Origin of the sequence: Arthrobacter sp. zg-Y895 (assembly GCF_020731025.1) — a bacterium.
GTDB lineage: Bacteria > Actinomycetota > Actinomycetes > Actinomycetales > Micrococcaceae > Arthrobacter_B.
On the sequence record NZ_JAJFZY010000012.1, the window covers coordinates 215048 to 228763 of the forward strand.

12 protein-coding genes are annotated in these 13716 nt (G+C 66.3%); 7 read left to right on the forward strand and 5 right to left on the reverse strand.

What is annotated here, in order from left to right; all coding sequences use genetic code 11:
- Positions 1–86: 86 nt before the first annotated feature.
- Complete coding sequence (locus LJ760_RS16285; RefSeq protein WP_227924360.1) at positions 87–884, forward strand: hypothetical protein; 798 nt, start codon at positions 87–89, stop codon at positions 882–884.
- Positions 885–2015: an RDD family protein gene (locus LJ760_RS17440; RefSeq protein WP_269436624.1), complete on the forward strand. Its 1131-nt coding sequence runs from the start codon at positions 885–887 to the stop codon at positions 2013–2015. It begins immediately after the preceding gene.
- 27 nt (positions 2016–2042) lie between these two features.
- On the opposite strand, the gene eccCa is transcribed toward LJ760_RS17440, so the two are convergent.
- The 4 genes from eccCa to LJ760_RS16310 all read right to left on the reverse strand — a co-directional run bounded on the left by eccCa (position 2043) and on the right by LJ760_RS16310 (position 8818).
- Entirely contained in the window at positions 2043–6050 is a 4008-nt protein-coding gene (eccCa, locus tag LJ760_RS16295) for a type VII secretion protein EccCa (RefSeq protein ID WP_227924361.1), read from the reverse strand.
- On the reverse strand, positions 6047–7015 hold the full coding sequence (locus LJ760_RS16300) for a hypothetical protein (RefSeq protein WP_227924362.1): 969 nt from the start codon (positions 7013–7015) through the stop codon (positions 6047–6049). Before LJ760_RS16300 ends, eccCa begins: the two co-directional genes overlap by 4 nt.
- 91 nt (positions 7016–7106) lie before the next feature.
- On the reverse strand, positions 7107–8432 hold the full coding sequence (gene eccD, locus LJ760_RS16305) for a type VII secretion integral membrane protein EccD (RefSeq protein WP_227924363.1): 1326 nt from the start codon (positions 8430–8432) through the stop codon (positions 7107–7109).
- A 5-nt stretch (positions 8433–8437) separates the two neighbouring features.
- Positions 8438–8818 carry a hypothetical protein gene (locus LJ760_RS16310; protein ID WP_227924364.1) on the reverse strand — a complete coding sequence of 127 codons (381 nt, stop codon included), beginning with the start codon at positions 8816–8818 and terminating at the stop codon, positions 8438–8440.
- Between the two features lie 143 nt (positions 8819–8961).
- Between LJ760_RS16310 and LJ760_RS16315 the strand changes: the two genes are divergently transcribed.
- Positions 8962–9279: a DUF6457 domain-containing protein gene (locus tag LJ760_RS16315; RefSeq protein ID WP_227924365.1), complete on the forward strand. Its 318-nt coding sequence runs from the start codon at positions 8962–8964 to the stop codon at positions 9277–9279.
- Between the two features lie 69 nt (positions 9280–9348).
- Here the strand turns inward: LJ760_RS16315 and LJ760_RS16320 are convergent, their stop codons facing one another.
- Complete coding sequence (locus tag LJ760_RS16320; protein ID WP_227924366.1) at positions 9349–11697, reverse strand: FdhF/YdeP family oxidoreductase; 2349 nt, start codon at positions 11695–11697, stop codon at positions 9349–9351.
- 337 nt (positions 11698–12034) lie between these two features.
- On the opposite strand from LJ760_RS16320, the gene LJ760_RS16325 reads away from it, so the two are divergent.
- The 4 genes from LJ760_RS16325 (at position 12035) to LJ760_RS16340 (ending at position 13714) form a co-directional block, all read left to right on the forward strand.
- On the forward strand, positions 12035–12370 hold the full coding sequence (locus LJ760_RS16325) for a hypothetical protein (protein WP_227924367.1): 336 nt from the start codon (positions 12035–12037) through the stop codon (positions 12368–12370).
- 68 nt (positions 12371–12438) lie between these two features.
- Complete coding sequence (locus LJ760_RS16330; protein WP_227924368.1) at positions 12439–12744, forward strand: pore-forming ESAT-6 family protein; 306 nt, start codon at positions 12439–12441, stop codon at positions 12742–12744.
- Positions 12745–13004: 260 nt separating this feature from the next.
- The gene (locus LJ760_RS16335; RefSeq protein ID WP_227924367.1) at positions 13005–13340 is read left to right on the forward strand and encodes a hypothetical protein; all 336 of its coding nucleotides are present in this window, start codon (positions 13005–13007) and stop codon (positions 13338–13340) included.
- A gap of 68 nt (positions 13341–13408) precedes the next feature.
- Entirely contained in the window at positions 13409–13714 is a 306-nt protein-coding gene (locus tag LJ760_RS16340; RefSeq protein WP_227924368.1) for a pore-forming ESAT-6 family protein, read from the forward strand.
- The last annotated feature ends 2 nt before the right edge of the window (positions 13715–13716 follow it).

The window sequence follows — 13716 nt, forward strand, 5'->3', positions numbered from 1 at the left end:
CAGCAGGTGCGGATGGACAATGAGGACGTAGCGGGGCCATGGGGGAGCCGCACGAAAGGCCGGGTAACCGGACGAGGGGGAGACGCGTGGGGGAGCTTGCCATAGAGTACTGCGGCGAATGGTACGAGCCGCAGGAGCCTGCCGTTTTCAGCATCGGCCGGGAGGGCGACCTGGCTATCGACGACAATCCCTACCTGCACCGGAAGTTCCTCAGCATTGCCAAGGACAACGGAATCTGGTGGCTGACGAATATCGGCAGCCGGATTTCGGCGACCATTGCGGACTCGGGCGGCGGTATGCAGGCCTGGTTGGCTCCCGGAGCCCGGCTTCCTGTGGTCTTTGAACAGACCCGGATCATCTTCAGCGCCGGTTCCACCACCTACGAATTCGATGTCCACCTGAAAACGCCCACCTTCCGGCAGGATCCCCTCAGCGCAGCCGACGGCGGGGACACCACCATCGGTCCCGTGCTCTTCACAGAGTCCCAGAAGGCAGTGATGGTGGCGCTGGCGGAACCGCTGCTGCGGCGCGACGGCACCGGCTACAGCGCCCTGCCGACATCCGCGGAGGCAGCGGAGCGGCTGGGCTGGTCGCAGACCCGGTTCAACCGGAAGCTGGATAACGTGTGCGACAAGCTGGACCGGGTGGGCGTGGCGGGCCTGCGCGGGGCCGAGGGAAAGCCGGCATCGAACCGGCGGGCCCGTCTGGTGGAGCATGCCGTAACATCCCAGCTCGTAACATCGGCCGACCTGGCACTGCTGGACCGACCTGCCGATGATCCGGCAGGGACCGCTCCCGGCCCCGAAAAAGTGCAGCAGCAGGCACCCGAAGCGGCATTGCCCGGGGCCCGTACTTCGATCAACAGAACGACAAGGAACACCTAGATGGCCTCCAGCACGAACCTCGTCAATGCCACGGCTTTCCAGCGCGTGGCAGCCAAGGCACTGGACGCGCTGCCGTCCGCGGTGCTGTTGCTGGCCGTGACCTGGCTGTTCCGGCTGGTCGGGGGCGACGACGCCCGGATGCTGGGGATGACAACGGGAGCGGTACTGGCCGGCGGATACGCGTTGTGGCTCTGGATCTGGGAAGCCGGCTCCGGCAAGACACCGGGAAACCTCGCCTTGGGCATCCGGACCACCGGCGGCAACGGACTCGCCCCGGGGCTGGTCCCCGTGCTGCTGCGAAACGCACTGCTGGGGCTGTCCGGCGTGGTGGTGGTAGGGCCGGTGGTTCTGCTGGTCTCCAACCTGTGGGATAAGAACCACCAGCGGCAGGGCTGGCATGACAAGGTTGCCGGCACCCTGGTGGTGGACGTTCGGGCCGGCCGTGATCCGCTGCTGACCGGCGGAATCCGTACCGCCGGTTCGGCTGCCCCGGAGCAGAGCGCCGACCCGTCCTCGACGCCGACCGCCGTCCCTGCTGCCGGCCCGGTCACCGCGGTGCCGGGGTTCCTCGCCTCCGCCGCCCCCCAGACTGCTTCCTCCCCGTTCCAGACCGTGCCTGCCGCAACGGCTGGTGCGCCTGCCGCACCGGCGCCGGTCTCACCGCGGCGCGCGGCGGCTGCGGCGCTGACTGCCGGGGCGCTGCCAGCCCCTGTGCCAGCCCCTGCCCCGGCCCCGGCGGACGTTCCCCAGCATCCGGACGATGAGCTGGAAATGACCCGGGTAGCGTCCCGGCACCGCTCGACCGGCGTGTTGGTGCAGTTCGACGACGGTGCCGCCGTCGTCGTCACCGGCACCGCGCTGCTGGGGCGGAATCCCGCAACCAAGCCCCAGGAAACGGTGGGGCAGCTACTCGACTTCGCGGACATGGGCCGCTCGGTCTCCAAGACCCATCTGCACCTGCAGGCGGATCCGAACGGCGTCTGGGTGACGGACCGCAATTCGACCAACGGCAGCGCCGTCGTCACCGCCCAGGGACTGCGGGAGGAACTTGAACCGCTGCGCCCCGTCCTTGCCCCCGTGGGCAGCACCGTTTTCTTCGGTGACCGCAGCTTCACCGTTTCCCGGGCATAGGGCTCCCGGGCGGCGTCCAGCCCGAACTCAGCGCCCCGGTTCTCCCACCAGCACGTCGCTGGCCGTCTCGTTCCAGAACAGCTGCAGGGTCTGTACCGGCCGTCCGGGCTGGACCAGCTGGGCGCGTCCCGGCGGCAGTGCCCGGGCCCGGACACCGTTGATGAGTGTGCCTTCCCCGCGGTCGCCGGAGAGAATCAGCGCCGCGGCACCGGAATCACGCAGGGCCGTGAAGAAGGACTCGTACATGCCCCGGCTGGCTCCGCGGACCCGGCGGGAAAGCACGGCGTGCAGACCGATTTCCGGGGCCAGCGGCAGGAAGGGCGTCAACCTGCTCAGGGGGGACGAGCCGCCGGCGGTCAGTACGTCATAGTCGTCGATCACCAGCACCACCCGGGGCAGGGCGGCGACCTCTTCGGGGGTGGCACTGATCCGTTTCTGCAGCTCGCCGGCCACGGCAGAGGCCAGCTGTTCGGCCAGGGCCGCGCTGGTGGCATATCCGCCCAGGTAGTCGTCCGGGACCTCGTCCGTGAGCGTGCGCCGCGGATCGAAAACCGCGAACACAATGTCCTCGGCGTTGTGCTGTTCGGCCAGGCGGCGGATCACCGACCGCATGGCGTTGGTCTTGCCGGCGCCGTCGTCGCCCATGATCACCAGATGGCGTTCCTTGTTGTGCAGGTCCAGCAGTTCGGTGCCCAGGTCCGTCTCGCGCTGGCCCAACGGCACCGTGGCGGGGGCCGTCGGTGTGGGTGCGCTTGCTGCGTCCACCACTGCGGGGAGCACGCGAACCTGCATGGCGCGTTCGTCCGTGGAAGCGGAAACCGCGTCCACAAGATCCCGCATCCCGGAGTTGGCGGTGTCCGGGTCCGATTCGGAGTCGATGCGCGGAAGGGCGAAATGCCCCTGCAACTTCCGGTCCATCAGCGCCCGGCCGGGCGTTCCCGGGCTCACGGCCTCGGCCAGTTTCCGGCCGTGCGCCGACTCCCCGGGATCGGATAGGCGCAGTTCAATCCGGTTACCGAAGAAGCTTTGCTGGGCAATGCGGATTTCGTTCATCCGCGAGCAGGTCACCACCACATGGATGCCGTACCCGCCGCCGCGGCTGATCAGGGCATGCACGGATTTTTCAATCTCTTCGAACTCGTCCGAGAGCTGCCCGTAGCCGTCCAGCACCATCACGATGTCCGCGCTGGGCAGTTCCGGGATGCCGCCCTGCGCACAGAGGCGGCGCAGAGTGGGCAGCGAGTCGATCTGGTACTTCTCGAAGATCCGCTCCCGCTGGGCGAGCATGGCCAGGATTTCATCCACCGTACGGCGGACCACCTCACGGTTGGTGCGTACCGCCACGCCACCCACGTGGGGGAGCCCTTCGAGCGGAACCAGTCCGCTGCCGAGGAGGTCAATGGCGTAGATACCCACTTCGGCCGGGGAATGGGTCAGGGACAGGCTGGAGACGAGCGTGCGCAGGGCGGTGCTCTTGCCGGTCTGCGGTCCGCCGACAATTGCCGCATTGCCGCCGTTGGCAGCCAGGTCCACTTCCCAGATGCCCTGCCACTGCTTCGCCGGATCGTCGAGCAGCCCTACCGGGACCTTCAAACCGCCGCCGGTAGCCAGCCGGATGCCGTGGCTGGTGGCGTCCAGCCCACCCGCGGCGATGTCCAGCGCAATGCCTCCGGGGAGCGGCGGCAGCCAGATCGGTTCGACGGCGCGGGGGAATTTCGCGAGCGTGTCCATGAGGGTGGAGAGCACCGTGGGTCCGGTGGTGCGTTTGGAGCCGGAGGTCGACGCCGGTTTGGCGGGGTCCTGCTGTACGGCCTCTTCGAGGGTCGCGGCATACCGCGGGACGCGCAGGACGGCGGGCCGCCCGGCGTCGTCGGTCTCCGGTTCGTCCTCTTCTTCCAGCTCAAGCGGGCCGGACACATACCCGGACTTGAACCGGGTGTACGTGGTGGTATCCACCTTCAGGTACCCGAACCCGGGGACCGGCGGCAGGTGGAAGGCGTCGGGGGTGTCCAGCACGGTGCGTGATTCAGCTTCGGAGAGTGTGCGCAGGCCGATCCGGTAGGAGAGATAGGTGTCCAGGCCGCGGAGCTTGCCGCCCTCGATGCGCTGGCTGGAGAGCAGCAGGTGAACGCCGATCGACCGTCCAATGCGGCCGATGGACAGGAAGAGCTCGATGAAGTCCGGGCGTGCGGTCAGCAGCTCGCCGAATTCGTCAATGATCACCACCAGGTGGGGCAGCGGTGCCAGGTCTTTGCCCTGGGCCAGCAGCTCCTGCCGGTGCAGCTGGTAGTCGGTGATGTTGGCGAGGTTGCCGGCTTCTTTGAGGACTTCCTGCCGGCGCTGGATCTCGCCGGAGAGGCTGGCGTAGACGCGTTCGATCAGGCTGACGTCGTCGGAAAGGTTGGTGATGACGCCGGTGACCTGGGGTGCGTTGGCGAAGGGGGCAAAGGTGGCGCCGCCCTTGTAGTCCACCAGCACCATGGCCAGCACCTCGGGGGAGTGCGTGGCCAGCAGGCCCACCACGAGGCTGCGCAGCATTTCGGACTTGCCGGAGCCTGTGGCACCCACGCACAGGCCGTGCGGGCCGTGCCCGAACTGTGCCGATTCCTTCAGGTCCAGCAGGGCCGGACGGCCGCGGTCATCGGGGCCCAGCGGAACCCGCAGGAAGTCCACCTCCCCGCGGGGCTTCCACAACCGGCGGATATCGGCTTCATCCAGCCGCGGGGAGAGGCCCAGCATTTCCAGGAACCCCTCCGAGTTTTCCGAGGAATCGTGTTCCATCGAATCGGGGGAGAGCCGCAGCGGGGCCAGGCTGCGGGCCAGGGACTGCGCGAGCGGGACCGGCAACTGGTCCAGGGTGCCCGCCTCAACCACCGGCTCCACGGGGTCGGTCCGGTAGTTTTCCACCCGGAAACCTTCGCCGTCCTCACTGATGCGGATGGCCACTTCGCTGGGTTCCTGCCGGCGTTCCTGCACCAGGAACAGCGTGGTGATCCCAAGGGCGCCGGGGGAGGACTGCTTGTCCGGGACTGCCAGCTCCACCGGTAGCTCTCCGTAGGAATCGGCAACCACCAGCAGGCGGGGCAGTGCCGTGCCCACGCCTCCGCGCAGGAAGTTTTTCCGGGACTCCGCGGCCAGGCTGGAACGTCCGTGGAGGTCATCGGCCAGCAGGTCCGACAAGACGTCCATGGACGGGGCGAGCCGCCGGACAGGCCCGGTGCGGTGGGTGCTTTTCTGGTCCGCCAAGTGCGGCAGCCAAGTGGCCCACTCCCAGTTTTCCCGTTCGGCCTCGGGCACGGCCAGGGCCAGGTGGAGGTCCTCCGGGGAATGGAAGGCCGCACCCTGGACCAGCAGCAGGCGGCTGACCCGCAGCACGAACTCCCGTGAGCCGACAATGCTGACATTCCCGGCGCAGTCCAGCGGTACCGTCAACGGCAGTTCGGGGCTGGACTCGTAGCGCCGCTTGAGGATCTCCAGTTCCGTCATCATGAAGGTGTCACTCTGCATCACCGCGGACCCGGAGTTCATGATCTGTACTTCCCGGTTCTGCCGCGGACCGGTGCCGATGCGCACGTCAAGGAAATCCTCGTTGTGGCGCCGCCGCTCCCAGATCCTGCGGGTATTGCGGATGATGTCGAACAGGGCGTCCGGCGGCGGGCTGGCAATCCGGGCCACCTTGACGGCCGTGTGTTCCTCGGCTCGGAGCGTGGCGCGGCAGCGTTCGAGGTATTCGAGATAGTTTTCCCGCCGGTCCTTGCGCTGGCGGCCCTGCTTTCCGCGCTGGCTGACCATCATGATGACGGAGGCCAGGATGGTGACCACCATGGCCAGTGCGCCCACAGCAGCCAGCGGGGATCCGCGGAAGAGCATCATGACCGTCATGGAGACGCCGGCACCGAGGAGGGGTACCAACGACATCATGTTCATGCCGCCCTTGCCCTGTTCCATCTGCGGCGGGGCGTCCATGGTGAACGGTTCCAGGCCGCGGGCGGGCGCTGTGGTCCGGGCCGGCCGGTGCAGGATCCGGACGCTCATGCCGTGGCCCGAGCCAGGACGCCGGCGGCCAGGGCGGCCGCCTCGAGACGGGTTCGCCGGGCCAGCAGGCCAAGGCTGATTTCCACTCCGGCGGCGAGGTGCCGGTCATATCCCAGCCCGACGGCGTCGATACCCATGCGCGTCAAACGGCGCGCTTCGGCGTCGGCGCGGAACGGCCCGTCCGGCTGGTTCCGGACTACCACCACCAGCAGCGGCACGGCTGCCAGTGCCGGGTCCCGCTGCCAGGCCGTGGCGTACAGGCCGGCATCTTCCAGGCCAGCCACGGAGGCCGTTGTCGCGAAGACCGCCAGATGCGACTGGGAAAGCGCCCAACGCGTGCTGGGGAGATCCAGTCCGGTGCCGCAGTCCATCACGGTGATGGGGCAGTACCGGGAGATGGCCAGGGACAGTGCCTTGGCGGCGGCGTCGTCGGCGGCCGGCCGTCCACCGGTGCCGCGGCGCCCGGTGACCAGCAGGTTACCGCGGCCGGCGGGGGTCAGCAGTGCGGAGAGGTCAGCCAGCGACGTCGGAGGGCGGCGGGACAGCTCGGCTGCGGCGATATCCAGGGAGGCTGCGTCGGGGACGCCGGTGCGCAGCGCCAGCGTGCCGCCGGAGGGAGCGTTGTCCAGGACCGTCACGGCGTCGGTGCGCATGGAGGAGTAAACCGATCCGAGCAGGGCCGCCAGCGTGGTCTTCCCGGCACCGCCGCGGGAGCCGACGACGGCGATGCGCCGGCCGGTGGACACCGGTGCCTGCGCCCCGGCCGCCGCCTCGGCCAGACGGTGCGGATAGTCATCCCCGCGGAAGAGGTTCCCCGCGGAGCTGACCGAGCGGCGGAGCAGGCCCTCGGCCGGACGGGTCCGCAGGGTGCGGCGGAGTCGCTGGGGCGTTGATTCGAAGCCGTCCGGAGTGGCGGTACCAGGGGCACCGTAGGGCAGCGGCTCGGCGTTCACAGGTGAGCTCATGGCTATAGTCCTCCACCGGCCGCGGCGGCCGGATCAGCGGGATGAAAGGTGTCGGATGGCGGGCAAACCCGCGGGTGAAGCGATGCGCCCATCAGAAGCTGTCCAACAGCTGGGAGTAAATGCCGAACATCCCGATGACCAGGGGAATCGATGCCAGGATGGCGAAGGTCTCCAGGCGCTTGGCCAGCAGTCGAAGGCGGGCTTCGGCGTGGTCCGGCAGGTCAAGGGTCAGGCTGGCCGCGATGCAGGCGGCAAGGATCAGCACCGCCAGGCCCACAGCCCAGGGCGCGGAGGAGAAAAACCGCAGGGACGCGAGGGTGAGGGCGGTCAGCCCCACACCGGACGCGGCGTACAGCGAAATGCGTTCGGCGGCGAGCGGGAAGGAGCGGGCCCGCAGGAAGACCGCCAGGGTCAGGGCGAACAGCAGCGGCAGCGTCCATTTCTGGTGCTCCGCGTCGGTACCGAGCACCCAGAGCCCCAACGCTATGGAAACCGACGTAAGGATCGCGCCCAGGGTGAGCCCCCGGTGGGCGCCGGCCACGGCCTCAAGCGCATCCGTCCTGCTGATGGTTCCACCGGTGGCACGCTGGTCATCCAGGGTTGCCAGGCCGGAGGCGGACAGCGCCAGCTTCGGGAGCAGGCCGAGCAGGAGGACGCTCGCCACGGCGGCCAGCGCTGCCGTGCGGGAAGGGTTCTCGGAAATGATTCCCGCCGCCGCCCAGATGACGGTGGCCAAGGCAAGGGTGCCGGCGCCCGTGAAGAGGGCCCGCGGGTTGGCTGCGCTCAGTCCCATTCCCACAAGGGTCAGCACGGACAGTCCGGCGAACAACAGCAGGGTTGTTTCCGGTTCCAGGTCGCCGCGCAGCAGGGCACCCAAGCCCAGCAGCCAGCCGGCCCCCTGCAGCGTGGGGCCGATGGCGGACGTCCGGGGCGGCCGTGCCAGCGCCGTGCCGGCCGTGAGGAGCACCAGGGACGCGGAGAGCAGCAGCCACCAGGCGTCGTCGGGGGCCACCGCGCCCAGGAGGATCTCTGCGCCTGCCCACAGGCCCACGGCAGCGAAGATGCCGGCGGTCAGTTCCCGGAACCTGTCGGTCCAGCGGCCCGAGACAGCCTCGGTTTCGCTGACCACCAGGTCCGTGACGTCATAGACGACGGCGGCGGGGGGAGCCTCGGACGCGTTGCAGAGCAGCAGCGAGGAACCATCGGCTATTGCCGCACTGCTCAGCGTGCTCTCCGCGGACAACTCGGTGCCGTCGGGTCCGACCAGGACCTTGGCGGCCACCTCATCTGCCGGCGGGTCGTTCAGCAGCTCCAGGACCTGCGGCATCAGTGCACCGACGGGCTGGTCCGACGGCAGGAGCAGGTCCAGGTGGCGCCGGGAACCGATCAGTGTCACTCGGGTGAAGGCATGGGCCATGGCGGCTAGGATCCTGTCTGCATCGAAAAGGCAACGTTGTACCGGCCGGCGGCGGGACCGGCGTCGTAATGCGCATCGCGGGGGTCCGAAGAGTGGTAGGCGGCCGAATTCTGCTGCCGGCGCTGCTCCTCCTGCTTTTGGCGGTTCTCTTCCAGCAGGTTGCTCACAAAGGAATACCCCACGCAGACCGCGGCGATGACCGCTGCAGCCGCCACGCTGAACAGGAAGAGGCGCACACTGTCCATCCACCGGCGCTCGTTCGGGTTTTCCCCGTACAGCAGGGCGCCGAGCAGCCGGTTCCGGCGCACGGTCACGGATTCGATCAGCTGATTGTCATAATCGCTCGCCAAAATAAGTCCCCCCACCACTTGGACAAGTACCGACATATCCTTACACGATCCGGGTGGGGTCTGCGTCACACGCGCCGGTGCCGCACCGTCGAAGCTGAGGCGTACGTTGTGGATGCCGGGCCGCGGGTGCTAAAGCTTGACTAATTAATCACCGCACACGCACCGATGAAGGAGCCGCAATGAGCACCAACCCGGAGATTGAAGAGCGCCGACTGAACGATTGGAGCAGGCGCCTCACCCAGGCCCTGCAGATCCTGGATCTTGAAGTGGACCACAAGATGCTCATGGAGCTGGGGGAGAAGTCGGCCCGGACCGTTGCAGACAACGCGGGCCTGGTCAGTGCCTTTGTGGTCGGGTATGCAGCCGGACTCACCACCACCAGCGGGCGGAAATCCTCTGAAGAAGCGGTCCAGAAAGCGGCAGACACCGCCTTCCAGCTGGCTGAAACCGGCTTGGAAGGGCCGGACCAGCCCGGTTGGAAGGGTTCTGCCCAGTAAGGAGACGTCGATACGCACAACAGGCCGGGACCGAAATCCTGGCCTGTTGTGCGTAGTGGCTGTTGCTGCCTACACGGGTGCCGTTTCGCGGCGCATCTTGTCTTCCGGGCCCGCAGTCTGTTGTGCGGCCGGTACCACCTTGACCAGCACGGTCTTGGATACCGGGGTGTTGCTGCCCTCGGCAACGTGGTCCAGCGGTACCAGCACGTTGGCTTCCGGGTAGTACGCCGCCACGCAGCCCTTGGGCGTGGGGTACGAGACCACCCGGAAATTGCGCAGGACACGCTTGGCGTCGTCGTGGTGGACACCGTGGATGTCGATGTACTGGCCGTCTGCCAGGCCGAGTTCCTCGATGTCACCGGAGTTCATAAACAGCACATGGCGGCCGCCCTTGATGCCCCGGTACCGGTCATTGTGCCCGTAGATGGTGGTATTCCACTGGTCATGGGAGCGCATGCTCTGCAGCAGCAGGGTGCCTTCCGGACGCTGCACCGCTTCCAGGTCATTAACCGTCAGGACCGCCTTGCCGGTGGGCGTGTGGAAGGTCCGCGAATCACGGGGGCCGTTGGGCAGTACAAACCCGCCCTCGTGGCGGATCCGCTCGTTGTAGTCTTCGCAGCCCGCGACTACGCGGGAGATGTGGTCCCGGATCAGGTCGTAGTCCTTCTCGAAGCCGGCCCAGTCGGCATCGATCCGGTCGCCGATCACCAGGGCACCGAGCCGGGCGACGAGGGCCGGTTCGGAGAGCAGGTTCTTGGAGACAGGTTCCACCCCGCCGTGCGAAGCGTGGACAACGCAGACCGTGTCCTCCACCGATACGAACTGCCGGCCCGTTTCCTGGACGTCGATTTCGGTACGGCCCAGCACCGGAAGGATCAGCGCTTCCTTGCCGGTGACCAGATGGGAGCGGTTGAGCTTGATGGACATCTGCACGGTCATGTCCGTCTTTTGCATGGCGGCCTCGGCGAAGTGGGTGTCCGAGATGGCGGAGATCAGGTTTCCGCCGAGCGCCATGAAGAATTTGATCCGGCCGTCCTGCATCCGGAGGAAGGTTTCCACGGCGTCGGCGCCGTGCTCGCGCGGCGGGTCGAAGTTGAACTCCTTGCCGAGCGAGTCGAGGAAGGTCCCCGGCATCTGTTCCCAGATGCCCATGGTGCGGTCGCCCTGGACGTTGCTGTGCCCGCGGATAGGGGCGGCGCCGGCGCCGGTCTTGCCGATGTTGCCGCGCAGCAGCAGGAGGTTGATGATCTCCTTGATGGTGGCGACGCCCTTTTTCTGCTGGGTGATGCCCATGGCCCAGGTGATGATTACCTTTTCGGCCCGCAGGTAGCGTTCGGCCAGTTCGTCGATTTCCTCGGCGCGCAGTCCGGTGGCTTCCAGCACTTCCTCATCATCGAGCAGCAGCAGATGTTCCTTGAGGTCTGCCAGCCCTTCGCAGTGCTCCTCGAGGAATTCGTGGTCAAGGACGGTTCCCGGGTTCTTGTCCTCCGCCTCGAACACCCGCTTGGAAATGGCCTGGAGCAGGGCCATGTCCCCGCCGAGCCGGATCTGCAGGAACTGGTCCGCGAGTTCGGTGCCCTTTCCTGCGATGCCCCGGGCCTTCTGGGGGTTCTTGTAGCGCTTCAGCCCGGCCTCGGGAAGCGGGTTCACGGCTACGATGTTGCCGCCGTTGCGCTTGCACAGCTCCAGTGCGGTAAGCATGCGCGGATGGTTGGTACCCGGGTTCTGGCCCATGAGGATGATCAGGTCGGCCTGGCCGAAATCGTCATAAGTCACTGTGGCCTTGCCGATTCCGATGGTCTGGCCCATGGCCCAGCCTGAGGACTCGTGGCACATGTTGGAGCAGTCGGGCAGGTTGTTCGTGCCATAGGCGCGAACGAAGAGCTGGTACAGGAAGGCCGCCTCGTTGGAGGTGCGCCCGCTGGTGTAGAACGCCGCTTCGTGCGGGGAATCCAGGGCCTTGAGCCGGTCAGCCACGATCCCCAGTGCTTCATCCCAGCTGACGGGCCGGTAATGGTCTTCACCAGCCGGCTTGTACAGGGGCTCGGTCAGCCTGCCCTGCATGCCCAACCAGTATTCCGAACGACCGCGCAGGTCCGTGAGGCTGTGTTCGGCCCAGAAGTCCGAGGAAATAACCACCGGGGTGGCTTCCCACGTGACGGCCTTGACTCCCTCTTCGCAGTATTCGAACGGGCTGCGGTCCTTCGGGTCCGGCCAGGCGCAGCTCGGGCAGTCGAATCCGTGCTTCTGGTTCATGCGGAAGGTGGTCCCCAAGGCGCGGGCGAGCCCCATGTGTTCAATCGCCGGCTTCATGGAGTGGTAGACGGCAGGAAGTCCCGCCGCCCACTCCTTCGGCTGTCCCTTGACCTCTATGTCGCTCTCGTTGACTTCTTTAACGCGGGGTTCTTTCCTGGCCACGCCGCACTTCCCTTCATCGCGATGTCTGCCGCTGGGGGCGGCGACTGCTTCTGTCGCAGTTTATCTACCAACAGGCCTAGCAGTCCGGGCGCACCGCCGCAAGGACTGTTGCCGTCCTAGCGGCGGCGGGTGCCTTGGGAATAGCGGAACATTATCCGCGGGCACCGGCCGCATGGGTAGTTCTGCCCATGTGTTTTCCTTGACCGGGTTGGTTTCTGTGGGTTTGATGGGGGTTACCGGCAAATGGAACGGGATTTACCTTTGGGTGAATTCGTCCGGCTGCTCGGGGGAACAGTTCGGACGAGGGCGCCGAGGGGTGCCGAAAAGGTGGTTTGCCATGAAGTTTGATATGGGTTCTTCGACCCTTGGGACGTTGACGCAGCAGACGGGTTCCTCCAATGAGGATCTGGGGCAGCTGGTGCGGAGCCTGATGGAGGCTGCGGCGCCGCTGGAGGGCAAGTTCAACGGTGCCGGCCGGGTGAAGTTTGACGAGTTCAAGGCCCGCACGGATGAGGTTGCCAATGAGCTCAACAGCTCCCTCTCGGCGATCCTGATGGGTCAGTCGGAGATGGACCGGCACTTCCAGACCGGTGACCAGGAGGCTGCGGACAACGCGGCCCAGCAGCAGGGCTCGGCGTCGTTCGACTCGGCGCGTTTCGGTTCCTCGCGCTAGTTCTTCTGTCCCTTTTCTTAGTTCCGTTGCTTTCCGGCACGTGGGTGCCGGTGTTGAAAGGATTTGCCATGTCCCAGGATCGTTTGAGCTATGACACTGATACTTCCTCTGCGGTGCAGGGGGATATCCAGTCGATTGTTGCCCGGCTGGAGTCGTTGATCGGTGAGCGTGAGAAGGCCGTGAATGCGGCTATGTCGGATTTCCAGGCTGATGGTGTGTCGGAGGATTACCAGGCGGTGGAGAACCGTTTCCGGAACGCGGCCAACGAGACGCGGAACATTATTGCGTTGGTGAAGCAGACGCTGTCGCAGAATGATGAGACGGCTGCGGGTGCGGGTGCGCGGGCGAAGTCCGCCGTGCAGAACATCGGCTAACTGCTGAGTACCAAAACAACGGCGTCGGACTGGGTCCGGCGCCGTTGTCGTTTTAACCCGACCCCCTGCCGGCCCTTTAGCCGAGCGCAGTCCCGATGGGTAGTTCTGCCCATGTGTTTTCCTTGACCGGGTTGGTTTCTGTGGGTTTGATGGGGGTTACCGGCAAATGGAACGGGATTTACCTTTGGGTGAATTCGTCCGGCTGCTCGGGGGAACAGTTCGGACGAGGGCGCCGAGGGGTGCCGAAAAGGTGGTTTGCCATGAAGTTTGATATGGGTTCTTCGACCCTTGGGACGTTGACGCAGCAGACGGGTTCCTCCAATGAGGATCTGGGGCAGCTGGTGCGGAGCCTGATGGAGGCTGCGGCGCCGCTGGAGGGCAAGTTCAACGGTGCCGGCCGGGTGAAGTTTGACGAGTTCAAGGCCCGCACGGATGAGGTTGCCAATGAGCTCAACAGCTCCCTCTCGGCGATCCTGATGGGTCAGTCGGAGATGGACCGGCACTTCCAGACCGGTGACCAGGAGGCTGCGGACAACGCGGCCCAGCAGCAGGGCTCGGCGTCGTTCGACTCGGCGCGTTTCGGTTCCTCGCGCTAGTTCTTCTGTCCCTTTTCTTAGTTCCGTTGCTTTCCGGCACGTGGGTGCCGGTGTTGAAAGGATTTGCCATGTCCCAGGATCGTTTGAGCTATGACACTGATACTTCCTCTGCGGTGCAGGGGGATATCCAGTCGATTGTTGCCCGGCTGGAGTCGTTGATCGGTGAGCGTGAGAAGGCCGTGAATGCGGCTATGTCGGATTTCCAGGCTGATGGTGTGTCGGAGGATTACCAGGCGGTGGAGAACCGTTTCCGGAACGCGGCCAACGAGACGCGGAACATTATTGCGTTGGTGAAGCAGACGCTGTCGCAGAATGATGAGACGGCTGCGGGTGCGGGTGCGCGGGCGAAGTCCGCCGTGCAGAACATCGGCTAACT